We start from the raw sequence: 25821 nt of genomic DNA, 5'->3' as shown, positions 1-25821 counted from the left end.
GAATTGACGGTACTGGTCGTTGAGGGGAAGACGCACCAATATGAGCGGCTGTTCGGCCTCGTCGAGTCGGATCTGCCGGTGGAGTTTGACTCGGTCGCCTCGTGGGGCGATCTGCTGCCGACACTGGAGCAAGAATCCGCCGCGGACGACCTCGTCACCGTTCGCTTGCCGCGCGAGGGCGAGGCCGGTTGGCGCGAGGAACTCGGCCGACTCTCGGCTCGGTTGGCGGGGCTTTCGCCGCACTCGTTGGTCGTCGTCCAGCCACGCGAAGGCGACCCAGAGTACGACCGGAACTTCCCCAGAACCGACTAACGAATCTGCTTTCCCTCAGTTTGATACGGTCGGCTTCGGCGGCCGAAGCGCGAACGCGGCGACACCCGCAGCGGTGGCGAGCACGCCTCCGGCGACGAACGTCGTCGTCCACCCAGAGGAGAGCACGACATACCCCGCGCCGATTCCGCCGATAATCCCGCCGCACATCTTCGCCGAGTACAGGAGCGCGTAGTTCGATGAGGAGTGCTCGAGCCCGAAGTAGTCGCTCAGAATGCTGGGAAACAACACGTAGAGGGGCGAAGAGAAGAACATGGCGAGGATCACCGACGCGACAAACAGCAGTTCGGTTCCCACGACGCCCACGTAGACCATGAGTATCCGAAATACTCCCGCCAGGAGGAACGACGCGGCCATGACGTGTTTTCTGTTGAACCGGTCCGAGACATCGCCGACGACGATCCACGAGACGCCGCTTGCGATAGGGAGTCTGGTCGCGGTGACGGTCGCGACGATCGTGGTGAAGCCGACGCTCTCCGCAAACCCGACGATCTGTGCGATGATGAGGAGATCCGCCCCGCTGACAGCGACGAACATCGCGTAGAGGAGCCAGAACTGCCACGTTCGGATCACCTCACGCCACGTAAATGAACGCCGGCCGACCGATTCCCAGGCTCCTCCGTCCGATCCCCGATCCCCTCGATTTCCTCGATCCAACTCTCGGGCCCCTCCGTCCGATTCTCGGGTCGCTCTGCCATCAGTCTGCTCGATCCAGCGACTCGGGGGGTCGCGGAGAACGACGGCACCGAGCACGAGAACGCCGAGGATGAGGATGCCGACGTTTCGAAGAACGGCCGGATATCCTTCGACGGTTGCGTTCGCCTGCACATACGGGATGAACACGGCGCTCCCCGCAGCGAAGGCCATCGTCCCGATGCCCGTAGTGAGTCCCGCGCGATCCGGGAACCACTTCAAGGCGGTGTTGACGGCGACGGTGTAGATGATCCCGACGCCAACCGCGCCCACGGAGTAGAGGACATACAGCTGCCAGAGATCCGTCGCGTACGCGAGACCGACGTAGCCGCCGCCCGCGAGAGCAGCGGCCAGAAACGTCACCCGCCGCGGTCCGTTTCGGTCGCGCCACCATCCGGCTGGAAACTGCGAGAGCGACTGGAAGACGACGTGCAGCGAGAACACTAGCCCGAGCGCCGCGAGCGAGACGTCGAACGCGGCGGCCAGCGGCTCCTGAATGGACGACCAGACGTACTGGTAGGGGCTGACGGCGGCCATCATCGCGGCTGCCGCCGCGATCTGCCACCAGCGGGAAAATCCGAGCGCGTCGCGCGCCCTTTGGGTATAGTTAATCTCCGAATCCTCGCCTGTCATCGATGCTCGAACCTTGCTCGCTCCGTCAAATAAACCGTCGGACACCGGTGGTTTCGGAATCGCTCGAACGCGGGTTCGATCGGATCTACTGATAAGCAAGGCGAGTGCCTCGGGGCTTGACCCCGAGGGTGAAGCCGACACAGAGTTTTTATAACCACTTGGTTCGACGCAGTTGATACAGTCAGAGAACCTCAAAGACGGGGTAAAGACCTTAATCCAATGCTGACTGAGCAAACTATGGAAATGTGGTGTCTCTCAAACCCCGCGTCAGAGACGTGGTGAGACGGACACTATCGGGTCGTGGTGGAGCGACCGACCCTCACGGACGCACCGAGCGTTCGGGTGTTGATTCCAGCCGACCCCATTCGGGGAAGGCCGAGGGGAATTGAATTCGCCTGCGGGTGCGGTGCATACCATAAACGGTGAAGCCTCGAGGCTTATCCCCGAGGTACTTCACTCCGTCGGTCCGTCCCCGCTCGATCCGGTTCGCCCTGATCGCGCCGTGACCCCGCAGGGCTACCTGTGGCGTCGATCGTCGCCGTGCGCCGATTCCGTCGGTGAGGGCGACGATCGAGTGCGTGGTCCGTGTCGTTCGTCTCATACGAACGTTCGAGATGACACACGTTTTTTGAACTATACGCGCGGACGTCTCATCCGGGTCAGCCAGGGCGTTCGAACGACGCGAAGCGACCAGCGATCCCCCATTCGAGCGAAGCGTACCTCTCGCACGATCTGCGTGTGTCGTATCTCACGAATAGACTGTAGGATCTGAATATTGCGTATCAAGCGTATCATGCGATTTGTTCGGTAGGTTCGTATAGAACGGATCATTCGGATGGCCCGTGTCGACTGAATGATCCGTCCACCGCTTCTATGCCTCTATCCTCGTGCGCTCTTCGCCTTTTCCGCACAATTCGTGCGTTCCGTGTAACACGTCCTATTCGTCTCATTCGCATCATACGATATCCGAACGATTCGAAACATCCTACACCTGGAAACGGGGAGACTTCTGTCCGCTCGGTTGCCTCGATCGAGACGATCGTCGTGTTCCGGCCGTCGACGTCTGTGCTTGCTCGTTTCGGACGCGGCGTACTGTCTGTCCGTGTCGTTGCTCACTATTGCGCGTATTCTCCGTATGATACAGACCGCAAGAGCATACCCCGTCCTCAGGCGGGGGTTGCGCGATAGGAATAGTGCGTCCGGTCTACTTGCTACAACAGGCCGGATTTCCCACCCTCTTCGGTAGTTTCAAGGTTCGCGCTACCCATAGTGTGGATACGGATGAAGACCACACGGCACGCGACTTACAACCTCAACTACCACATAGTGTGGTTACCGAAGTACTGCAACTCGGTACTGGTTAACGAGGTCGCTGACCGTGTGCGTCGAATTCTCCACGAAATCGCCGACGAGAGAGATTTAGAGATAATCGACCTCATCGTTCAATCCGACCACATCCACCTGTTCGTCAGTAGCCCGCCGAAACACTCCCCGTCACTTCTCGCCAACTGGTTCAAAGGTATCAGTTCGCGGAAATACAACCACCGATTTGCCGACCACGACGGCCAGAAAATCGGATGGGCACGCGGCTACTACGCAGGGACGACGGGTCACGTATCCAGCGAAACAGTCGAGAAATACATCCAACGGCAGAAGGCGGATGCATGACGGAAGTCACCGAAACGCTGGAACTCAAACTGGTAGAGCCGAACGCCCACAAGCATCGGAAGCTTTCTGAGACGAAAATGGCCCACCAGCAAGCCCTCGAAGCCGCCTTCGGCGCGGAATGTACCACTCAATCGGCGGCGAACGATGTGGTGGTCAATTACAACCTGAGCGGCTACGCGAAGAACGCCCTCAAGAAGTACGTTCCACAACTGTGTGGTGGAAGCTACGATTCGAAGGAGCTTCACGACGACCACCCAGTTCGGTTCACGAACGAGGGGGTTCGACTCGATCACAAGCCACAGAACGCCATCGGGTGGTACGTCAAAATCCCGCATCACGACGACTACCATCTGTGGCTTCCCGCCCAACCGAACCCAGAACAGCGGGCGTGGCTGGAAGCGTTACACGCGGGAGACGCGAAGATGGGCGAGTGTCGGTTGTTCGACCGTGGCGGTGAGTGGTACTTGCACGTCGTCGCTACGCGGGACGTGGAGGAACGAAGTACATCCAGTTCGGCGTCCGAAACGCCGATTGGGGTAGACATCGGGGAAGCCTCTTTGGTAACGGTGTGTCACCGTGACGAGTGCGGCTCCCCGACTACACCCAACCTCTGGAACGATGAAGGCAAACAGGTCCGGCAACTTCGTGAGACGTACTTCACGGCGACCCGACGCCTTCAGAAACGCGGAAGCGAACGTATCGCAGAGTCCTACGGGGATTCGCTGTGGCGGCAGATAGATGATATACTCCACACGGTCACGTCGGAGGTCGTCGCCTACGCCGCCCAATTCGAGAACCCCGTGTTGGTCCTCGAAGACCTCACCCACATCCGCGAGAACATAGACTACGGTTCGTTCATGAACCGACGGCTTCACGGATGGGGCTTTGCGAAGATGTACGCACAACTCCGCTACAAGGCCGCCGAGATGGGAATTCGCGTCGAAACGGTGAATCCCGCGTACACATCGAAGTCATGCCACTGTTGCGGGGAACGCGGAACTCGCCCCGCTCAAGCCACGTTCCGATGCACGAATCCAGAGTGTTGGGTCCGCGAGTACCAAGCGGATGTCAACGCCGCACTCAATATTGCAGACCGCTACCTCAACGGAGAGAGTCACCTCAGAGAACACACGGGTGACGATGACTCGGTTGGGGACGGGGGACCGTTTGACCGGCCCGCAAGGCTCCCAAGCCGATGCTGAGGTCCAGCAATTGACGCTTGGGTAGTATGCGTCTTGAAACCTTAGGGTCGAATCAGTCGGCCTGAAATCCCATGGTGGGATTCCACGTCGTTTACGGCGTGGAGGAGGTCAAGACGGATCGATGCTCGCGTTGAAATACCACCTCTATCTGTCGGGATGGACATGCTGCTTCACAACATCACGATTCACCTGGCAGAAAGGATAACCACTCTTCGTCCGCAGCGGTAGAACTGCGCTGACGAAGGAGATAGTAGCCGACGGGCCCAGCAATGCTACTCACTCCGGCCAGCATGCGAAACTCGGGACCGTCCTCGGAGGTCGTCTCATCACTTGAGAGAGACTTGCCGTGAAAGGCATCTCTTGTGAGGGCAGAAATTGCCTCAATCTCATTCTTAAGAGTAGCTGAAGTGTGGAACGGGAGTGGCCAGCGGAGGTGCTAACCTAGATAGTGTCCTTTCGATCATCGCAAACAGTTTATCCGGTGATGGCGGAAGAGTTTTAATCGAGTGTGTTACTGGATGGGCTATGACCAAGAATACCCCAGTGAAAGCGGCCAAAGTGTCGTTAGAAATAATTGAAGTACTCCGCAAACTCAACGGAGCAGGAGTCTCAGAAGTCGCTCAACGTCTGGGAAAACCGACGAGCACGATCCATGATCATCTCCGAACGCTCGAACAGGAGGAGTATCTCATCAAAAAAGACAGTAAGTACTACGTGAGTACCCGATTCCTCCAGCTCGGGAGCCACGCTCGATCTCGTAACAAGGTATTCGAGATAGCTCGCCCCGAAATCAACACGATCGCAGAGGAAACGGGGGAACACGCAAACATTATGATCGAAGAGCATGGCCTTGGGGTGTTTCTTTACCGTGCAAGAGGTCCTGACGCGGTCCGGCTCGATACGCACGCGGGGATGCGCGTCTCGCTCCAAACGACGGCGCTCGGAAAAGCGATTTTGGCAAACCGTCCGCGTGAAGAAGTCGACAAAATACTCGATCGTCGTGGATTGCCCCAGGTGACAGAAAATACGATTACGAACCGGAAGGAGCTTTACAACCAGCTCGACGAGATACGCGACCGTGGCTACGCGTATGATGACGAAGAACGCGTGAAAGGTATGCGCTGCGTTGCCGCTCCAATTACTAATGATGGAGGGCGAGCAATCGCGGCCATAAGCGTTTCTGGACCGAAGAGCCGTATGCCCGAAGAACGGTTTACAGAGAAACTTCCGCGAATGGTTCTACGAAGCACGAACGTTATTGAAGTTAATTTGACATATTCTTAGCTCTGCTTGCAGAAGTAAGCGTATAAGTAATACTCAAAGTAGATAGGGAACGACTCAACGATGGAATTTATCGATCAAACTCATCCAACTATGAATAATGTGCCAACCTACGGTGCACCGATTCGGACTACACAGGAACGCATACTGCGTACAGAAATAGTTGGTTTTCTTCGCGGTGATGGCTCTACGATACTGGCCACCTCCGATCCCTACTACGTCGAACAAGTCGACTTTAACTAATCGAGGCGCTAAGTCTCCTTCCTCAACGAGCGCCGGAGGCGCGAGTAGGGAGGGGATACAGCGTTCACAAGAGCGAAGCTCTTGCGTGCGAACGAGACGCGCAGCGTCTCGTCAACGTCACTAGAAGCCTACGGCTTCTGGTTGGCAGCCAGAACGCTTCCGCGTTCTGGCGACGCCCGCACAGTTCTCAAACGTGTCCGGTAGCAGGCCCACAGACCCACGTACCGATACACTTTTGTCTATCCATAGTCTATACACTCGTAATGGATCGGTTCGAAATCGACGGCCACGAAGTTCTCGATGGCACCGCAAAACCATCCGGAAATAGCGCCCATGTCATCGTCCCGCAACGGTGGCGAGGTGCCGATGTGAAAGTCGCCCGTGTTTCCGAACCCGATTCAGACGAGTAGTCCATGCAGTACAACTACAAGTACCGACTTACGCCGTCCGAAGCCGTCCGTGACGAGCTTCTGCGCCACATCGACGTGTGTCGGCAACTGTACAACCACTGCCTCTACGAACTCAACAAATCCGACGACGGTATCCCGGCCCGCTACGACCTTCAGGGCCAACTCCCCAACCTCAAGAAGTGGTGGAGCGACCTGAAAGGCGTTCACTCGAAAGTCCTTCAGATGGTTGTCAAGCGCGTCTACGACAACCTTTCGACGCTCAAAGCACAGAAAGACAACGGACGTACCGTCGGCATGTTGAAATGGAAACGTCCTCGGGATACCGTTCGCTCACCTACAACCAGACCGGCTTCAAGCTCAAGAATACGAGCGGTCGGACCCAGTTGTGGTTGAGCAAAATTGGTGACGTGCCGATCCGACTCCACCGCGAGATCCCCGACAATTCGACGGTCAAACAAGTCACGGTCAAACGAGAACCCACGGGCGAGTGGTTCGCAGTTCTCGGCATCGAAACCGAGAACGACGCGCCACCGAAGCCCGAGAATCCCGAGAAGTGCGTCGGTATCGACGTGGGAATTCTGTCGTACACCCACGATTCTGACGGCTTCTCGGTCGGCTCGCTCGATCTCTCCGAGGAACGAGAGCGGCTTGAACGCGAGCAACGGAAGCTCTCGCGGAAAGAACACGGGTCGGCGAACTACCGCAAGCAACAGTGCGTCGTTGCTCGGCGTCACGCCGACTTGAAACGAAAACGCCGCGACTTCCTTCACCGACTGTCCGCATACTACGCTCGGGAATACGACCTCGTCGCGGTCGAAGACCTTGACGCGAAGGAGCTGATGGAACTCCCATCTAACAGCCGGAACCGAGCGTCTGCGGCGTGGGGGACGTTCCTGCGGATGCTCGAATACAAGTGCGAACGCAAAGGCACGCACTTTGTAGCGGTTGATCCGCGAGGAACGACCAAGGAGTGTTCGCAGTGTGGTGTTTCGACCGACAAACCGCTCTGGGTCCGTGAACACTCGTGTCCGTTGTGCGGGTTCGAAGCGGACAGAGACGCGAACGCGGCGCTGAACATTCTTTCTCGCGGTATCACGGAAGTAGGAGTGGTTCACTCCGAATCAACGTCCTCAGAACCGCGGCGCGATTCTGCTGGGCTGCGAAAATCGCTACGCGATTTTCGAACGCCTGTGGAGACTGCGCTCGCTACGGGAACCCATTCGGTGTCTGCAAAGCGCGTCGTGGAAGCAGGAAGCCCCGGCCTCACGGAGCGAACGGCGTCAGCCGTGAGCGAGTAGGGCAGGGTAGTTCACCGGTATCTACTAAGTCTCGCTGCCAGTACTGATGACCTCGTCCACACGAATTATTGGCGTCCACATCAGCCTAGCGAACCGAGGTATTGAATTCCTCCTCGTCGTTCGTCTGTGCGCGCGGTTAGCTTGGTGACGCTCGGGTGAACGACATCAATCGAACCCGACGTGACCGCGGAAAGCGCGGTCAGTCAGCCACTCACGGTCCCGTACCGATAGCGAGTTAACCTGTTCGAGCCAGAACCGCGACTCGGCGTATTCGGCAACGTCACTGATGTTCGGATAATCGGAGCCCCAGATTACGCGTTCTCGACCGAACAGATCGAGAAACCACCGGACGTGGTCGTGCATATCCTCGTAAGGGAATCCCGTCTCAGACCGGTGGGGGATTTCCGAAACCTTGACCGCGACGGTGTCGTATTCGGCGAAGTCGGTAAGCCGCGCGAGGGTACCCGTGTCGGTCGGGGTATCTGGCCCGGCGTGACAGAAGTGATCGAAGAGATACGTCAGATCGGGGTAGGCCTCGACGAGTTCCAGTGCCTGGTCTAGCTGGCTGTGATCGCATAGGATTTGCACGACTGCGCCGGTATCGCTGGCGGCTTGCCAAAACTCGGTCGCACCGATCGCCTCCCGGAGCCACGTCACGCTCGGATCGAACGTTTTCCACATCTGGTCGTACGGACAGACTGCACCGAGACGGAAACCCAGTATGCCGTCGACAGCCATATACTTTCGAAGCTGCTGGGCGGCGTTTTCGTCGAACGGGTCCAGCATGATGATTCCGTACAGCCGGTCGTGTTCCTGGGCAGCTCGGACCGTGTAACGATTGTCTGTCCACTCGCAGATCGGATACCCGACGACGACGGCCTCGCCGACGCCGTTTCGATCCATATCGTTGAGCAGTCGGTCGGCGGTGTACACGGTGTGGACGTCAAAGCCGTCAACGAGGTCGAGAATCGGGCCGTTGATCCAAGGATGTTCCCGACTCGCGGCGCCCCATGCGTGCGTGTGAGGATCAAGCACCATACGCCTCGATCGGACGATATCATACTAAAACTTATCTTGAGGCCGTTAGATCTTCCCTTCAGGTATCCACTATCGATCGCGATCATCCACTATGATTCAATCGCCTTCCGCAGAGAGAAGTTGGGTACCCAGATGGTCGATCCCTCGTGGCCGCCCAATTCGATCGGAACTGCATCAGAGCGGGCATAGCCGCGAGCGACATCGCGCTACCACTCCGCCTCGCCGGTCACGACAATATGATACCCGGGTAGCTGGCGATATACTTTTGATTGTGTAGTCCCGCAATCACTCTTCGACGACAGGATTAGTTAACGTTCCGATGTTTTCTATTTCTACATCAACTTTGTCTCCATGCGCGAGCAATTCTGGCGGGTCGCGGAAAATACCGACACCACCGGGTGTCCCGGTCGAGATAACGTCGCCAGGTCGAAGCGTAGTTATCCCGCTGATATATTCGATCAATCTGTCGACACCGAAAATGAACTGATTCGTGTTCGACTCCTGTTTCGTCTCGCCGTTGACGCGGCAGGCGACATCTACATCGTGGGGGTTGAGGCGGTGGTCAGGAACAAGCGTCGGTCCCATCGGTGCGAACGTATCGTAACTCTTACCGCGGAAATATTGCCCGTCCGCGAACTGCGCGTCGCGTGCACTAACGTCGTTTATCGCGGTGTACCCTGCGACATAATCGCGAGCATCCGCTGCGTCGACGTTCTTCGCGGTCCGTCCGAGCACGACTCCTAGTTCGACCTCGTAGTCGAGTTCGTCGATTTCGGCGGGTAGCACGATCGGATCTCCGGGGTTCGTGACCGCCGTTCCGGATTTGCCGAACAACAGCGGACGTTCCGGCACCTCCTCGTCCTGTTCTTCCGCGTGATCGTGATAGTTCAGACCGACGCAGACGATTTTTCCCGGCCGAGGAACCGGCGCGAGAAGGCGAACCTCTTCAACTGACATCGTCGAAGCGGGTGCCGCCTCGGCCGCGTCCTCAACCACGGTAAGAAACCCTTTGTCAGCCAGTTGCCGATACGTGACATCCTCGCGCATACCGGCGAGGGGGATAATCCGGTCCTTTTCGTGCAGGCCCCATTGCGGAGTGCTGCCAGCGGTGTAACGTACGAACTGCATCATCCGACCATCTCAGTTCCGGCGACCTAACTGTTTTGATTTTCGAAGGGAGGAACGCGCTTGGACGGGCGGTCAGAGGGAAACCGGCGAAGGATTACTCGAACTCCGGCATCACTTCGTCGGCGAACAGTTCCATTCCACCCGTGTCTGGAAAGTCGACGAACCACCCTTGAAACTTGGTAACGCCAGCTTCGACGCGCCGTTCGATCGCCTCGGCACACTCTTCGGGGGTCCCCATAATGAAGTACTCGCGAGCGTCTTCCTCCGTGAGGATCGGCGCTTGGTCTACGTACTCCTCTTCGAACTGGATCGGCGTCATCAACTTGAGTAGGCGATCAAACTTCTCTCGATTGCGCGTACAGACGATGTGACCGTCCCACGAGTATTCGATCCCATTGGGGTCACGGCCGACTGTCTCGCAGTGACCCTCGATAACTCCAATTTTGTGTTCGAGCGTATCCACATCGCCGTTGAACACGTCCGTATTCCAGATATCAGCGTGCTTGGCGACGAGCTTGAGCGTAACCTCTTCGCCCTGTCCGCCGACGAGGATTGGCGGATGGGGATCCTGAACCGGCGGGGGTGAGCAGGTGGCGTTCTCAATTTGATAGTGCTCGCCGTCGAAACTCACACCATCGCTCCCACCGCCCCACATCCGTTTTATCAGCCGAATGCTCTCGTCGAGGCGCATCAGACGCTCGAAGCCGTCGCGGTACGTCCAACCATACGCATCGTACTCGGGCTCATGCCATCCGGCACCGAGGCCCAGTTCCAGCCGTCCTTCGGAAATCACGTCGAGTGTTGCCGCCATCTTGGCGACCAAAGCGGGGTTCCGGTAGTCGTTACACAGCACCAACGACCCGATGTTGATAGCGTCCGTGAATCCCGCTATCGCCGACAGCAGCGTCCAACACTCGTACTCAGCGTAATCTCGGCCTAACATCAGGTGATCAGGAACCCACGCGGCGTCGAATCCGAGGTCCTCCGCTTTCCGGATGCCGGTTTTCGTCGTCTCCCAGTCGAGCGTCTCGTATCGAGGGGTATCCCGATGAACAGGATCTGTTCCCTCTCGTGGCGCACCTGCGAACACCGGGACGTTGTATTCGAACGTGATATCCGTCATCGTGAGTTACTCGATGGCGTACGTATCAAGCGCGTTTCGATTGAGAGCCGAACTCAGTCCGACACCCTCGGGCAACTGAATGACGCCGTTCTCGGCGACGGGTGGATGCTCGTAAATCGCGTCCGAGTACGTCGATTCTTTGTCTTCTTGTTGCTCTTTGTACCATCTCGGGACGGGGAAATACTCGGCCATCGGGGAGTTGGTCGAAGCTGCGATGAAGTGCAAGTGCGGGTTCGTCCCCGAATGTGGGATTATCGGCACGCCGTGGGAGCTCGCTATCGAGTCGATCCGGAGAAGTTCGGTTAGCCCACCACACCGATGGACGTCGGGCTGGAGGATGTCGACGGCCTCGCGCTCGAGGAGTTCTTTGTGACCCCAGCGGGTGAACTCGTGCTCGCCGCCGGAGATCGGCATCGGGGCGGCCTCTCTGATCTCCGCGTACCCGTCGATGTCGTCTGGAATGACTGGCTCCTCAACCCACTCCATGTCGTATCGTTCGAGGCGTCGGGTCATCTTCTTCGCGTACCGCACCGTCCAGCCCATGTACGCGTCACCGGCGATCTTGATGTCGTCGCCGACCGCGTCGCGGACGGTCTCGACGACCTTCTCGTTCTCTTTCATCCCCTGCCGACCCGCTTCGGGTCCGTACTGGAAGCGGAGCTTCATGGCGTCGAAGCCTTCGTTGACGTACTCGAGAGCTTCCCGCTCAAGTTTGTCGAAGTCGACAGGGTGGAGGTTGCTCGCGTAGCAATCGATCTCGTTCTCTACGGGACCGCCGAGTAACTCGTACACCGGTTTGTCAGCTTCTTTCCCGGCGATATCCCACAGGGCGAGGTCGACGGCGCTTATCGCTTCGATCGCAGCACCTTTGCGCCCGAACGGGATCGTCGCTCTGTACATGATATCCCAGAGCTTCTCGCGCTCGCGGGGATCCTCGCCAACGATGAGCTTCGAGAGCGTCTCGTCGACGATGGTAGCAATCGCGCCGGTAGCCCAGTTGCCGTGTCCGATGCCGGTGATGTCGGCGTCCGTCTCGATTTCGATGACGACGTCGCCGACCGGCCCCATCCATTTCCGGCGAGCCTGCGGATTGTCGCCCTCGGCGTTGGTGTACTCGTCGTACTTGCTCATGACGGTGACGAGCGGGAACTCGACGAACTCGCCCCAGGATTCGGTGCTAACTTTCGTCGCTGAGATGTCGGTGATCTCCATGGCAATCTCTGGGCAAAGGCCCGTGTACTCTATCCAGAGACGAACGGGAACTTAAGCTTTTGTGAGTCATCCGACCGGACGCGCAATTGCACGGGTGTGGCCGACCGGAGCCGAACCAGCGCCGGACAAAGGGGCCACCGCAGAAGCGCCTCCGTGAGACGGGGCCGGCCACCCCCACTCAGTCATCTACGAAGGTGAACACAGGCTTGCAGGTCTCGGAGTCGAAAAACGCTCGGAAGGCGCGCTCGGGGTCTTCGATGTCGTAGGCCGTGTCGATAATCGCGTCGATGTCGATGGCGCCGCTTTCCATCAGACGCAGTGCCTGCTCGAAGTTGCGCCACTTCGATCCATAGGAGGTGTTCACGTCGATCTCGCCCCGGACGACCGGAGCGAGGAACACGTCGCTAGACTGGTTGGGGATGCCAATCATGACGACCTGTCCGCCCTTCCGGACATGCTCGACGCCCTTCTCGACGCCGCTACGGTGGCCGGTCGCGTCGAAGACGACGTCAAACCCGATATCAGAAGTTCGCTTTTCGGTGACCTCAGCCAGGTCCCGCTTCTGGACGTTCACCGTGTCGATTCCCTGTTCCTCGAGGAGCGGCAGCCTGTACGATGCGTCTCTCTTCAGACCGGAGACGACGACGTTCGCCCCGAGCGAGTCGGCGATCACGGCCGTCAGGACGCCGATAGGGCCCGGCCCCTCGACGAGAACGTTGTCGCCCGGCGTCGTCACCGACCGGTCGAAAACGGCGCGTGCGGCGATGCTAGCAGGCTCGGTGATGGCGGCCTCCCGCAACGAAACACCCCTTGGGACCACATGGAGGTGGCGCTGGTCGACGGCTATGTATTCGGTGTAGGCACCGTCCGTGTGCATCCCGGTGATCGAGAAGTTCTGACAGACGTTTTCTTGGCCGTTTTTACACTGGAAACACTCGCCACAGTCGTGGATCGGCTCTTCGATCACCTTCTGGTCGACAACGAACCGCTCGACGTTCGCGCCGACGCCCACGACCCGCCCCGAATACTCATGACCCATGATCCGCGGGATCGGGATCCACTCATACCCGCCGTCGTACTTGTACGCGTGTGCGTCGCTTCCACACAGCCCGGCCGAGTGAACCTCGACAAGCACCTCGTTCGGCTTGGGTCTTGGCTTTTTCCGCTCTTGCACTTCGACCTCCTCCGGTCCTGTCTGCACGATTGCCTTCATATAGACATCTCAGGCTATACCTGACTGGTGAGGGGTTGAATACAAATCTACATAAATCTTCGGTCGAGTCGCCGGCGTACAGCCCTCAGATAGGACGCACGTCTTCCTCATGGGTCCGTTTATCCGGTATCACCGGATCCGCCCTGAATCGATACTAATGGGTATTCTTGTATGACTTTCCGTACAAACCGACATTCGGTACTTATCACCGACAGCTATGACAGATGTAGCTCTGTTAGGGGCACGATCCGGCAATGTCGGATCCCACGAAGTCCTCTGACGGCCTTTCACTGTGTCCCCTCATCAGATCAGGAGTCAAACGTACACTGGGACTGATCTTTTCGATTTTTTAGTAATACTGGAACCGCCTCGGAAAAGGCGTAGTGCTGCTCCATCTACCGCTGAGTGTTCGTGGTAGCAGCTGATCACCGTGAAGGGGTATGGAAAACGGGGGAAAGCGGATGAAATACGCCGAGACAGTCGTCAGGGATCTTTCCGCGATCGGTTCGTCGTCTTTTCGGCAGGCACCGATATCGCTCTTAGGTGGTGTGCCGACGTTCGTGAAGTCGAGTTAGTGGAATCTTTGAGGGTTCTACCTACATCTCTCGATATCCCACGCCGTAGTGGGACGCCCGGAAATGCTTCGCATCCTCCGAGGGCGAGTGTGCGAAGCGACATAGAGGACCGCAAACTATAATACACGTTAGTTAATGTTTCCAGAACATGGTGATAGCACCTGGCATACTACCTGCAAGCTTACTGCAAAGCTTGGGAGCACGATCGCTGGTGGTTACCGAGTGGATTTCGATCGGCGTGTTCGTTCTCGGGTTGATCGCCTTCGGCGGGTACATGCGACAAAACACGGTTGACTCGGCGAGTACGTTTCTCGCCGATCGATCGCTTCCGCCATCGATACAGGCGTTTTCGACGGTGGCAACGAACCTTAACGCGAATGACTTCTTAGGACTCGCCGGCTTCGCGTACGCGTTCGGGATTATCGTCCTGTTGAGCCCGATTGCGAACACGATCGCAATAGTGCTCGCCACCCTTGCGATCATTCCATTCATCAGGCAAATACAGGCGTTCTCGTTAGGAGAATGGCTCAACGAACGCTTTGCAAAGCCCGTCGGGGAGACGTACGACTTCATCTGGACGTTCGTTTGGATGTTCATCAACATGGGACTGTATATCTACGCGGGATCGCTGGTTCTGAACACGCTACTCGGGTGGGACCTCTGGTTGTCGGTCGGCGTCGTGGTCGTTGTTGGGGCCGCCTACACCATCCTCGGCGGATTTGGCGCAGTTGCCGGATCCGACGCGATCCAGTTCGTGCTCATGTTCATTCCGCTCGTCTTACTACTCCCGATATCGCTAGACATGGTCGGCGGGGTTTCTGGCCTTCTACAGGGTCTCGAATCGCACCAAGCGTCCATGACGCCCTCAGAACATCCGTTAGCGGCCGAATTCCCGTTCGGCGGGCCGGTCGCTGTATTCCTCCTGTATTTAGGATTCCTCGCGTCGGCGATTTCCTACTGGGGCGCAGAGTCTCAGATTCTTCAACGTCCTCTCGCCGCGGAAAGCGAGGAGTCCGCACAGATCGGGTACCTGTATACGAGTATCTGGTACGCGATTCTGGTGCCCCTGTTTATTCTCCTCCCGGGTCTGGTTGCAGCCGTATTGTATCCGAACCTCGAGGTGGCAGATCACGCGATGCCGATGCTCATTCAGGACGTTATGCCCCCCGGTCTCTACGGCGTCGTGATCGTTGGGCTGTTCGCCGGCGTCCTTTCGAGCGTCGATTCGCAACTCAACAATTTCCAAACGCTGTTCACCGAGCGTATTTATCGGCGATACGTCGCACCCGGTCAGTCGTCCCAACACTACGTGAAAGTCGGCCGTCTCGCGGGAATCGTGTTTATCGTCGCTTCGATCACGATGGCGTACGTATTCTCCCAGCAAGACTCTATGTTCCTCGTCGCGCAGTCGATCCTCGCGACGATCATGCCGACGTTTGCAGCTATCGCAATCGTCGGCGGATTGTGGGACAGGGCGACGACGACGGGCGCACTCACTGGCATCGTCGTGGGCCTCGTCGTGAGCGTATACATGGGCTTCGAACTCGGCCACGAAGCGGTGTATTCCCGGTCGCTCTACTCGCTCATATTAGTCACGTTGCTTGTGGGCATTGTGAGCGTGATTACCTCCCCACGAGATGGAGAACAGCCGACGAACTTCGTAGATTCAGCGTTCGACCAGGCGACGACGACAGTGTCCGCTCGGGTCAAGCGGATCGCCCTCATCGCCTTGGGTTTTGGAGCAGCGATATTCGTGGCGGCTATAGCCATCTTCCAGGTGTGAACTATGCAAGACCAACGTAAAACACTGAAAAAAGATGTATCGACCGAAGATCGAGTGACGACGGAACGACCAGACGAGGGGTACGACCTTCCGATTGACCTCTTCGCCGGCGTAGTCATCGTCGCTATGGGGATTCTCGTCCTGGTGACCCCGTTGATCACAGCCATGCCGGCAGATGCACCGTGGAATCCAACCGCGATGAATATCATCAGTGGTAGCATCTACTTGCTTATCGGGATGGGCTTTCTCTATCGCGCGAGATAGCCATCGTAACGGACGCCCCGGTGGCTGGCATTCGATGTGACCGTTCCGTGAGGTCGTGACTCGCGGTTCACAACCAGCGTTTCTTCTCGACTATGAGCCGTACTGGTCGACATAGCCTTCCAGCAACTTGACCTCCTCCCGCGCCTGAAGACGCGGGAATCACCACTCGTATGCCGAGATGGTCGACCCGACGGCCACCACCCCGAGAACAAACGGAATACGAGTCCGGAGACCAAAGATTTACATCGTCTCCTTCGGACGTCCATTCATGTGTGCAGCCTTCGAAGAGGAGCGGCTCCGCCGACCGACAGACCTCCGCGTCGAGTACGAAGAGACTCCCGAGAACGTCGACCCCACGAAATCCCTTCGATTCTCGTGGCGGATGGAAACGGACGAACGGGGCGTCACCCAGACGGCCTACCGGCTCGTCGTCGGGCGCGATCGCGATACCGTTGCCGAGGGCCACGGGACCCTCTGGGATTCGGGTCGCGTCGAGTCCGACCGGGCAGATAACGTCGACTACGACGGGCCGGATCTGGGCGCAGACGAGACCTATTACTGGTCGGTGAAGGTTTGGATCGGCGGCGGCGAGACGAAGTGGGCCGAGCCGGCACGTTTCGCCACGGCGCTCCCTCCGGAGAGCTGGCGAGGCGACTGGATCACCCACCAGCCCGGCGATGGTGACACGAACGGCTGGCGGAGTCGATGGCGCGATCCCGATGAAAACGGTGAGGAATGGGTACAGGTCGACCTGGGGGACTCCTACGAGATCTCCGAGATCACTCTCTACGGTGCGGAACCCGTCGACGTCATTAGAACGCCGGACGACACCGCCGTCACGATCTCTTGGATGGACAATCCTATCGCTGGATTTGGTTTCCCCACCGCCTACCGTATCGACGTTACGGACGACCCGGACTTCGGCGACACGACGATCGTTACTGATGTAACATTCGATGGCGGGGATGGAGAGGAACCTGAAGGAGTTCCGACCGACGATGACATTCCCGTCCAGACGCACGACGACCTCGAGACGAGCGGCCGTTACGTACGGATCACTGCAACGGACCTCTTCGAAGTATCCCCCTCGACGGCGGACGTCTCGCACATCCGAAGCGAGGATCGCCGCGTCGAACGGACCAGCGCGTGGCAGTGTTTTGCGCTCGCTGCCCTCTCCGTTGAAAGTGCGGACGGCACCGAGCGCGCGTTCGGCGCGTCCGTCGACGCCTCGTCGTCGGTCGAGACCGATACGTGGGGTCGCGATCAGTTAGTAAACGGATGCACGGAGTCGCAACTCGGATCGACGTCGCCCCTCCTGCGGACCGAGTTCGATCTCGACGCGCCGGTGCGGTCGGCGCGAATGCACGTCGCCGCTGTGGGGTACGGCGAGCTGTACGTCAACGGTGACCGAATCGGGGACCAACGGCTTGACCCAGCTTGGACGGACTACGAACGGCGCATCCTCTACACGAGCCACGACCTGACGGACACCCTCAACGACGGTAGCAACACCGTGGGTCTCTGGCTCGGGCGCGGCTGGTTCGCAAAGAGTAGTTCCTACTGGATCGGCGACGGCTCACCGCGAGCGCGTGCGATGCTCACCGTGGAATTCGAGGACGGAACGACGAGGCGGGTGACGACTAACGCCGACTGGGAGGCCACCGACAGCCCGATACTCGAGAACGACATCTACGACGGTGAAACCTACGACTCCCGGACGGACGAGGACGGCTGGTGCTCTTCGAATTTCGATGCGTCGCACTGGGATTCCGCGACCGTCGTCGACGCGCCCGGCGGGACGCTCCGTCCCGAGCGCATCCAGCCGATGCGCGTCGTCGAAACCTTCGACGTGGAGGGAGTTCACGACCACCCGGACGGTAAGATCCTCGACTTCGGTCAGAACCTCACCGGCTGGGTGCGGATCGAGATAGACGACCCCGAATCGGGTGACGAGATCACCGTGCGCCACGCAGAGACGCTCACCGGGGACGGTGCCCTCTCGACCACCGACCTTCGGACCGCAGCCGCGACGGATACGTACGTCGCCCGTGGCGAGGGAACGGAGATCTACGAACCCCGGTTTACCTATCACGGCTTCCGCTACGCGCAAGTTTCGGGGTATCCCGGTGACTTTGACCCGGCCAAGGCGACGGCGAAGGCCGTCCACACCGCGATGGACCGCCGGGGCACCTTCGCGTGTTCAAACGAGGAGCTCAACCAGCTACAGCACAACGCCGTCTGGGGGCTCCGGAACAACACCCACTCGATCCCCGAGGACTGCCCCCAACGCGACGAACGATTCGGGTGGACCGGCGATGCGCACATTTCGACTCGGGCCCTCCTGTTCAATTACGACGCCGTCAGGTTCGACGAGAAGTGGGCCCGCGACCACGACGACGTCGCCTCGGAGATGGGCTACGTCCCCGACGTCATCCCGAACAAGGCTGCCGAAGACCCTGCCGACCCCACGTGGTCCATTACGCGAGTCGTCGTGCCGTGGTACCTTTACCGTCACGACGGCGACGAGAGGATTCTCCGCGAGCAGTACGAGGGCATGCGCGAGTACGTCGACTATTGGTACGAGAACACGGAAGACGGCATACTCGTCGATGACTACGGGAAGTTCGGTGATTGGCTGGCGTTCGAAAACGCCGACGGACGGCGGGGTCTGCCGCACCACTTCTTCAACACCGCGTTTCTTTACCAGGTTGTGGACATCTTCGCAAAGATTGCCGACGTCCTCGACAATAACGCCGACGCCGAGAGGTACCGCAACCGCGCTGAACAGTTGTTCGAGGCGTTCAACGAGTGCTACTTCAATCCGGAGGAGGGGACGTACGACCCACGAACGCAATCGTCGTATGCTGTCCCGCTATTTCTCGGACTAGTACCCGAAGAACACGTCGACCGCGTCGCCGAGAAGCTTGCAGCGAAGGTTCGGTCTGACGGCGGAAAGCTCACGACTGGCTTCCTCGGGACACGACCCCTCATCCACACGCTCGCCGATCACGGGTACGCCGACTTGGCGTACCAAGTTGTCAGCCAACCCGAACGGCCCGGCTGGGTGTACATGGTTCGGAACGGTGCGACGACGATGTGGGAACGCTGGAACTCCGACGAGAGCGTCGGCTCCGGCATGAACTCGTTGAATCATTCGCCGTTCACGCACGTCTCCGAGTTTTTCTACGAAGTACTCGCAGGGATCAAACTCGGCGATCGACCGGTTACCGATCATGTGACCGTCGCACCGTCGTTTGTCGATGGTCTCGATTGGGTGTCAGCTAGCCTCGAGACACAAGCCGGCACCCTGTCGGTCGACTGGGAGCGCAATGGCGATTCGTACGTTCTCGCGGTTACGATTCCGTGGAATGGCCGGGCAACGGTTCGGTTACCGCATGCGGCTGATGCCACGGTGGCCGAGTCACACGTCCGACTGGCCGATAGCACGCCCGATGGCATCTCGTCGGTTGAACGCAACGGCGAAGAACTCGTAGTCGACGTGAAGTCCGGCACCTACGAATTCTCGGTTGAATGACCTGAGATTGCCACTTTCGTCTTCGGGTCGTCGGCCCAGAGTCTCCCATACCCAGAGAATAGAACTCGTCAGAGGTAGTTACTTGATCAAGCGTCTATCACTGGCTGGCAGGTCGTGACGGACAATACGCGGAGGTGCGGCGTGTCACCGTGGAGGGTGATCATATCTTCTTGAAATTTCACACAGAGCGTGAGAATGGAACGCTTCGCATACGCGGCGGTCGCAGTGCTCGTTGAATCGAAAAACGAGGCGACCCCATCCTCGTTGAGTACGTCCAACCGACACGTCCAGTGAACTACCCCGCCCTACGCGCTTCGCGCGTTGAGGACGGGGCTTCCTGCTTCCAAGACGCGCTTTGCAGGAACCGCAACGGTTCCCGTAGGGAGCGCAGTCTCCACAGGCGTTGATTCGGAGCGTCCCGCTCCTAACAGCTTGATACCACGCCGAAGAATGTTCCATGCCGCGTTCCAATCTCGGTTAGCGGTGAACCCGCACGCCGGACAGGAGTGTTCGCGGACCCACAACGGCTTGTCCGTTTTCACGCCGCACGCGGCGCACTCTTTCGTGGTGTTCCGTGGATCGACCCGGACGAAATGCGTTCCTTCTCGCTTACACTTGTATTCGAGCATCCGCAGAAAAGTGCTCCACGCGGCAGATGCTCGGTTGCGTGAATTCGAGTTGAACTGCATCATCCCGGCAACGTTCAAATCCTCGACTGCCACAAGGTCGAACTCTTTGGCGTAGTAGTTCGAGAGCTTGTGCAAGAAGTCACGACGCTTGTTCTTGCGATCAGCGTGACACTCTGCCACCCGACGCCGTTGTGTCTCGTAGTTCTTGGAACCGTGCTCTTTCCGTGAGAGCTTCCGTTGTTCACGTTCCAAGCGGTCGCGTTCGTCGGCCAAGTCGAGTGACCCAACCGAGGTTCCGCTTGTATCGTGCGTGTACGAGAGAATCCCCACGTCGATGCCGACGCACCTCGTCGGGTTCTCTGGCTTCTCTGGTGGGTCGTCTGGTGTCTCGACGCCAAACGAAGCGAACCACTCGCCGGTCGGCTCTTTCTTGAGCGTAACCTGCTTGAGTTTCGCGTCGTCGGGAATCGCTCGGTGGAGTCGAATCGGGATATCTCCGAGTTTCGAGAGTGACAGTAGCGTCCGGCCACTCGTATTCTTGAGTTCGAAGCCGGATTGACTGTAGGTGAAACTGCGGAACTCCCGTGGTGGCTTCCACTTGAGTTGGCCGACTCGTTTCCCGTTCCGTTTGAGGATACCGAGTCGTTTGATGTTATCAGCGATCCGCATGACGGCTGTCTGAAGCACCGTCGAGTAGACGCCCGTGAGTCCGTCCCACCACTGTTTGAGGCTGGGAAGTTCGTCGCGGATTGATCGGACGCGCTGTTTAACGGTGCCCACGTCGTCGGGGATCTGGTTGAATCGGTAAAGCGCGTGGTTGTACAGTTGCCTACAAATATCGCGGTGGCGGTCCAACTCCTCGCGGTGGGTGTCAGACGGCTCAAGGCGATACTTATAGGCGTAGTACATACTATTCGCGCTCCTCGATGAGTTCGTCGAGTTTGTCGCGAAGGAAAGACGAGAGGTTCAGGTGGTTGTTCTGAACCCATTCGTGTTGATCTTCGCGGAGTGTGATCGTAGTCCGTTTCACCGTATATACAGTGCATACGACTGGTAATATATCTATCGGAAACGTGGGCCTGTGGGCCGAGTGACGAACAGTGTTTGAGAGCCGTGCGGCGCTGTATCCCCTCCCTACGACCTCGCTTCGCCGCTCGGTGAGGAAGGGGGCTTAGCGCCTCAATTCAGCTAACGCCGGCCGGAGCGTTCGACGGCCGGCCATGTGTCGCGCGGAAATCACGCAGTTCGGCTTGTTACAGGCTACGGTGGTACCTATCTCCCGTCGCGTCGACGCGAGGGCAAACCGAGATGGTGACAAAAGGATCACGACTGCGGCGACGTGGACGTACTACAACTACATCTCTGCGTTTTCTCCTGCAGTGTCCACAGTAAGAACCTCACGGAGAATCCAGCGCGGAGAAGAAGTACACTTGATGAGCTGCCGTCGCGACCGAAGAAAATGATCGGTAACCAACCATTCTGGCTGGCAGAAGGCCGCGAGGCCTTGCTTCAGCACACTGATCAACGAGTTCACGAGACTGTCGACGAGAAAGGCTTCGACATATTCGTCGAACTCCTCGATCGCGCACTGATGTTGAATCTGACCGCCTCACACAGCGATGGATCGTCGAAAATACTTGTTTTCATCTACGCCGGAATTGAGTGTATTACGGTGTGAACTTAGTCATAGCGGATGTTTATTCACTGACGCCGAACGGAACCAAGGCACCGGCGCTTCGGTCGCGACGCCCAGTTCGCACCTCATGAGAGACCGATCGCGACAGTAGTCACAAACATTCCCATCAAAACGGGACTCACGAAGTACACCATCTTCGCCACCCGAACGTGACTTATTGTAGACAGTCCCCCAGATCTATAATTAATATTTGTACTAGAATTCTACTGACATGACTGCATGCCGCTCGTTTCCCCTCCCCTATTGCATCACTGGTCTATCTCAGTGGCGACTGGTCCCTGACCTGACCGGCTACGGAACGCCATTGTTGAACCTCGGCATCTACTCGATAAACACGGTCCGATTTCTGTTCGACTCGGATCCGATCACGGTATACACGTCGATGCGCTCCTCTGGTGTACAATAGGGCCTCCAGATACGGCGTCTCATCCAGTAAAAAACGGCGTTCCCTCTCGTGCGTTAAGGTGTGGTTTCGTACTCGGTTCGAACATCTCCATTTTCCATTTCCCGAAATATTCATCAGAAATTTCACCAAGTACCGCACTTCGTTTCGTACAATTACTTCCGTATTCTGTCTTCGAATCTCGATGACAGTCAACCACTATCTCCGATCTTTATCCGGATCTTCCGTTCCAGAATATCGACGCAGGATCGTATCGAAACAGCGATTGCAGCGCGACCATCGGCCGTATCACTTACTGCCTGATTACAAGAATAGATTTGTCACAGAGGGTAGGACAGACGAACTACTCTTTATTCCACGTCGCAAGAAGGTCGTGCGAAGATATTGGATCATCGCGCACAGCCATAGAACGTCTAGCACGCCGTTGTTTGACGCACGGTGATTCACTATTTCCGACCGTCTAACACTTCGTTTAGTAGGTCAGCGCGTTCTTGGGTCCGGTGCCATTCGTCTTCAAGGACGTTAACCAGTCTTCGGGCCATCGATCTAAAGTCCGCGTCCGAGTTGCCTTCGAGTTCCTGAAAAAACTCTCGATTCGCGTGTTCGCACTTCATCTTCCAATCATCTCGGATGGAATTCGCGCCGCAGAGTGCCCCAGTGATGCTACCAGTGAGACTCGCGACAGCATCGCTATCGCGTCCATAGGTAACGCCGTTGACGATGGATTGATTCACGTCACCTTCGCAAACCTGCACGATGGCCATGGCAACTGGAAGGACTTCCAGCGCGCTCGCGCTGAATACCTTCCCGGAGTGGTATTTTTCTCGGTTCCAGTTAACGGGTGGCCACCGCCAGTCCAAGAAGTCATCGTACAGTGAATCGAAAAGTTCGTCGACCGAACCGCTCTCCTCCGCAAATCCTATCGCGAGATCGATCGCCCGTGCGACCACTCCGCTAGAGTGCTCGACCATCGTCTCCAAGACGGACTCGACTGTCGCGCTTGGAGAGGCGGCCTCTGCAATGCCTGCCGCCACAGTCGCCGTCGCGTGTCGATAGTGCCCGTCCTGTACGGTGGAAGCAATAACATACCCGTCTTGATAGGCCTGAGCCGGATTTCCGACGTTGACAATTCCAACGGGAGTGATGGCGGACGTAATTTTGTTGTCCGGGACAGCCCCGGCTCCAGTTTCCCACGGGTTCATTCCGGCACTCAGCTTTTGAAGCGCAATTTCTTCGCTGATCCACACGCGGTCGGGATTGAGACGATCACAGAGGATGTCTCCGAAGTCCGCCGGTGAAATCCGTCTACCCTTTTTGACGATAGCCAATCCGACGAGTTGCCGCAACGTTGTGTCGCTCGTAACCGCCCCGGGTTCCGTATTCGAATACGGCATGTAGTACTGTTTGAAATCTTCAACGGTCCCGTACTCGTCCTCAATCCGCTCGCGGGTCCAACCTTCGACGGGGGCCCCGAGCGCGTCCCCGATCGCACCACCGATGAGACAACCATACGCTTTGTCCGTGATGTCCATAGTTACGTGCAATGATCGAGACGGGTCGACATATGTTGCTAGGGTAAAAATCATATGAGAGATATAATTCGGTATTATAGAACAGCTAGTTACGTTGAACCAGATGCAAAACCTCACACCCTTCAGGGCGGGAAGGATGTCAAGATCGACGCTGTTCGCTCAATTTGTCGCTGACAATCCGAGCTGCCCGCTGAACCTGTTCAGGGAGTTCATCCGAGAAGCGCCTTGCCTTGGTGTGTTTGTACGGATTTTCGATCTTGTCGGTCGATGCCATGACGCCGATAGCACCGACGACGCGGTCAGTTAGTCGGTCCAGGATCGGCGCAGCGACGCTGCTCGTTCCGTCGACATACTCCTCGGCACTATATGCGAACCCGAGGTTGCGGACCGTCTCTAATCGGTCGTGGAGGATTTCTCTATCTGTTAGCGTTTGATTCGTGTGGCGCGACAGCCCATGCTGATTTATCAGGTTATCCACAGTTACGTCCGAACTCCACGAGAGGATCGCCTGTCCGAACGCAGTACAGTGGAGATCAGACTCCTCACCAACGTGCATCCCGCGATCGAAGTCATCCCTTCCCGTGCGATACAGACAGACCGTCATTCCCTCTTCTGGGACAGCCACCAGCGCGGTCAGATCCGTCTCGGCCGCCAACCCGTCAGCCGTTCTTTCGGCGACGCCGATAAGTTCGTGCTGGTCGACCGCACGCTGACCAAATAGTGCGAGTCGCAGGCCAAGGCGGAAGCCGTCGTCGTCGCGAGCCACGTACCTGTTCTTCTGAAGGGTCTGTAGATGATAGTGCGTCGTGCTGCGAGAGTACCCGATCTCCGCAGCGATCTCCGAGGCGGTCGGGCGACTTTGTGTGGCGATAATTTCGATAATATCGAATGCTGTCTGAACGGACTGAATCGTTTTTGGGCCACCGTCACGAGATGTCATGCTTTTCAACGGGATATCGACCGACATTAACGTTCCGTGTTCGATTATATAGAACAAAATGGGAACACGAGTGGATTAGGCGTTATGAAATCGATGAGAATCAGTACGGATTCATTCGACTGAGGCAAGATAGAACGCCCCAAACAATTAAGAACGTCGAGAGTATCCTCGTCTCTGTATGGCCAGAGAAATCAGCCCTGGAATCCACTGGATTCAAGAGCTCGGCCCGGACCGACGAGATCATTTCGAAATGCGTGACGATCCGCCATCGTGGTACAGGCGCGGCAACACCGTACATATCCCGCAGTGTGCTTATCTGCTTGTCGGAAGCGACGAAACGCTGCTCTTCGACACGCTATCTCCCGCCAGTACTGAGAAGCTCAAAGACGAAGTATCGGATATTCTCAATGACCGATCACTTGACTACGTAGTCGTCTCGCACCCGGACATCCCGCACGCAGGCAATGCGGTCGAGATCCTCCGGGAATATCCGAGGGCGGAGCTCGTCGGCCCGGGCTACGGTAACGACCACGAACTGTATCATCTCGACGACGCGTTGCAAGTCACCGAAGGCGACGCAATCGATCTGGGCGATCTCGTCGTAGAATTCCACGAAGCGACGTTTCTCGACGCGCCAGTGTTCGTGTGGATGACAGAGCGGACGACCGGTACATTGTTTACGGTCGACTGGATGGGGTTCCCGCATCTCTCTGAGGACGAACTGAACTTCGTCGACGAAGTTCACCACGACGTTGAGGCCGATCAGCTACTCGAGTTCCACGCTCGCGTGTTATTTTGGCATAAGTACGTCGACGTTGAGAAGGTTCAGCGTGAGATAGACAACCTCATCGAGAAGTACGATCCCTCAATGATCGCGCCGGCTCACGGGCTAGTGATCCGCAAGGACGCGGTTGAGTACATGGAGGAAATGAAGGATGTCGTCGCTCGAATACAGCAAACCGGACGGTTAGGAATTATCGGATGAACCGCGA

The 25821-nt window shown here is 57.6% G+C and carries 19 protein-coding genes and 2 pseudogenes; 12 read left to right on the top strand and 9 right to left on the bottom strand.

Features of this window, described 5'->3' with window-relative positions; translation table 11 throughout:
* The first annotated feature begins 3 nt into the window (after positions 1 to 3).
* Positions 4 to 312 carry a hypothetical protein gene (locus C3L37_RS14630; protein WP_129115361.1) on the top strand — a complete coding sequence of 103 codons (309 nt, stop codon included), beginning with the start codon at positions 4 to 6 and terminating at the stop codon, positions 310 to 312.
* Between the two features lie 15 nt (positions 313 to 327).
* Here the strand turns inward: C3L37_RS14630 and C3L37_RS14625 are convergent, their stop codons facing one another.
* Entirely contained in the window at positions 328 to 1656 is a 1329-nt protein-coding gene (locus tag C3L37_RS14625; RefSeq protein WP_129115360.1) for an OFA family MFS transporter, read from the bottom strand.
* Positions 1657 to 2937: 1281 nt separating this feature from the next.
* Between C3L37_RS14625 and tnpA the strand changes: the two genes are divergently transcribed.
* The 5 genes and pseudogenes from tnpA to C3L37_RS14600 all read left to right on the top strand — a co-directional run bounded on the left by tnpA (position 2938) and on the right by C3L37_RS14600 (position 7758).
* Positions 2938 to 3324 (top strand): IS200/IS605 family transposase, encoded by a 387-nt coding sequence (gene tnpA, locus C3L37_RS14620; protein ID WP_129115359.1) that lies wholly within the window; start codon positions 2938 to 2940, stop codon positions 3322 to 3324.
* Positions 3321 to 4551: pseudogene (locus C3L37_RS14615) on the top strand (RNA-guided endonuclease InsQ/TnpB family protein). Before tnpA ends, C3L37_RS14615 begins: the two are co-directional and overlap by 4 nt.
* Before the next feature lie 500 nt (positions 4552 to 5051).
* Positions 5052 to 5810, top strand: coding sequence for an IclR family transcriptional regulator (locus C3L37_RS14610; protein ID WP_129115358.1), 759 nt, complete (start codon positions 5052 to 5054; stop codon positions 5808 to 5810).
* 503 nt (positions 5811 to 6313) lie between these two features.
* Entirely contained in the window at positions 6314 to 6460 is a 147-nt protein-coding gene (locus C3L37_RS14605) for a DUF2080 family transposase-associated protein (RefSeq protein WP_129115357.1), read from the top strand.
* Between the two features lie 3 nt (positions 6461 to 6463).
* Positions 6464 to 7758, top strand: a pseudogene (locus tag C3L37_RS14600) (RNA-guided endonuclease InsQ/TnpB family protein).
* A 165-nt stretch (positions 7759 to 7923) separates the two neighbouring features.
* On the opposite strand, the gene C3L37_RS14595 reads toward C3L37_RS14600, so the two are convergent.
* The 5 genes from C3L37_RS14595 to C3L37_RS14575 all read right to left on the bottom strand — a co-directional run bounded on the left by C3L37_RS14595 (position 7924) and on the right by C3L37_RS14575 (position 13472).
* Positions 7924 to 8793: an amidohydrolase family protein gene (locus C3L37_RS14595; RefSeq protein WP_129115584.1), complete on the bottom strand. Its 870-nt coding sequence runs from the start codon at positions 8791 to 8793 to the stop codon at positions 7924 to 7926.
* A gap of 288 nt (positions 8794 to 9081) precedes the next feature.
* Positions 9082 to 9924 (bottom strand): fumarylacetoacetate hydrolase family protein, encoded by an 843-nt coding sequence (locus tag C3L37_RS14590; RefSeq protein ID WP_129115356.1) that lies wholly within the window; start codon positions 9922 to 9924, stop codon positions 9082 to 9084.
* Between the two features lie 94 nt (positions 9925 to 10018).
* Entirely contained in the window at positions 10019 to 11047 is a 1029-nt protein-coding gene (locus C3L37_RS14585) for an LLM class flavin-dependent oxidoreductase (RefSeq protein WP_129115355.1), read from the bottom strand.
* 6 nt (positions 11048 to 11053) lie between these two features.
* The gene (locus C3L37_RS14580; protein WP_129115354.1) at positions 11054 to 12259 is read right to left on the bottom strand and encodes an enolase C-terminal domain-like protein; all 1206 of its coding nucleotides are present in this window, start codon (positions 12257 to 12259) and stop codon (positions 11054 to 11056) included.
* 178 nt (positions 12260 to 12437) lie between these two features.
* On the bottom strand, positions 12438 to 13472 hold the full coding sequence (locus tag C3L37_RS14575; RefSeq protein WP_129115353.1) for a zinc-dependent alcohol dehydrogenase: 1035 nt from the start codon (positions 13470 to 13472) through the stop codon (positions 12438 to 12440).
* A 723-nt stretch (positions 13473 to 14195) separates the two neighbouring features.
* On the opposite strand from C3L37_RS14575, the gene C3L37_RS14570 reads away from it, so the two are divergent.
* From C3L37_RS14570 to C3L37_RS14560, 3 genes are all read left to right on the top strand, one after another.
* Positions 14196 to 15830: a sodium:solute symporter family transporter gene (locus C3L37_RS14570; protein WP_129115352.1), complete on the top strand. Its 1635-nt coding sequence runs from the start codon at positions 14196 to 14198 to the stop codon at positions 15828 to 15830.
* Positions 15831 to 15833: 3 nt separating this feature from the next.
* Positions 15834 to 16094 carry a hypothetical protein gene (locus C3L37_RS14565; protein ID WP_129115351.1) on the top strand — a complete coding sequence of 87 codons (261 nt, stop codon included), beginning with the start codon at positions 15834 to 15836 and terminating at the stop codon, positions 16092 to 16094.
* Between the two features lie 268 nt (positions 16095 to 16362).
* Positions 16363 to 19629 (top strand): family 78 glycoside hydrolase catalytic domain, encoded by a 3267-nt coding sequence (locus C3L37_RS14560; protein WP_129115350.1) that lies wholly within the window; start codon positions 16363 to 16365, stop codon positions 19627 to 19629.
* Between the two features lie 305 nt (positions 19630 to 19934).
* Here C3L37_RS14560 and C3L37_RS14555 read toward each other — a convergent pair whose 3' ends face one another.
* Positions 19935 to 21167: an RNA-guided endonuclease InsQ/TnpB family protein gene (locus C3L37_RS14555; protein WP_129115349.1), complete on the bottom strand. Its 1233-nt coding sequence runs from the start codon at positions 21165 to 21167 to the stop codon at positions 19935 to 19937.
* Positions 21168 to 21717: 550 nt separating this feature from the next.
* Between C3L37_RS14555 and C3L37_RS14550 the strand changes: the two genes are divergently transcribed.
* Both C3L37_RS14550 and C3L37_RS25795 read left to right on the top strand, forming a co-directional pair.
* Positions 21718 to 21936, top strand: coding sequence for a hypothetical protein (locus tag C3L37_RS14550; protein WP_129115348.1), 219 nt, complete (start codon positions 21718 to 21720; stop codon positions 21934 to 21936).
* Between the two features lie 229 nt (positions 21937 to 22165).
* Complete coding sequence (locus tag C3L37_RS25795) at positions 22166 to 22360, top strand: Gfo/Idh/MocA family protein (RefSeq protein ID WP_394345796.1); 195 nt, start codon at positions 22166 to 22168, stop codon at positions 22358 to 22360.
* A gap of 443 nt (positions 22361 to 22803) precedes the next feature.
* Here C3L37_RS25795 and C3L37_RS14540 read toward each other — a convergent pair whose 3' ends face one another.
* The gene (locus tag C3L37_RS14540; RefSeq protein ID WP_228546248.1) at positions 22804 to 23889 is read right to left on the bottom strand and encodes an ADP-ribosylglycohydrolase family protein; all 1086 of its coding nucleotides are present in this window, start codon (positions 23887 to 23889) and stop codon (positions 22804 to 22806) included.
* A 139-nt stretch (positions 23890 to 24028) separates the two neighbouring features.
* On the bottom strand, positions 24029 to 24829 hold the full coding sequence (locus tag C3L37_RS14535) for an IclR family transcriptional regulator (RefSeq protein WP_228546247.1): 801 nt from the start codon (positions 24827 to 24829) through the stop codon (positions 24029 to 24031).
* A 178-nt stretch (positions 24830 to 25007) separates the two neighbouring features.
* Here C3L37_RS14535 and C3L37_RS14530 point away from each other — a divergent pair, with 178 nt between their 5' ends.
* Entirely contained in the window at positions 25008 to 25814 is an 807-nt protein-coding gene (locus C3L37_RS14530; protein ID WP_129115345.1) for an MBL fold metallo-hydrolase, read from the top strand.
* Positions 25815 to 25821 lie beyond the last annotated feature (7 nt).

The sequence above is a fragment of the Halegenticoccus tardaugens genome (assembly GCF_004116405.1).
GTDB lineage: Archaea > Halobacteriota > Halobacteria > Halobacteriales > Haloferacaceae > Halegenticoccus > Halegenticoccus tardaugens.
Note: the sequence above shows the minus strand (reverse complement) of the source record. Positions and strands in the feature narration are given on the sequence as shown.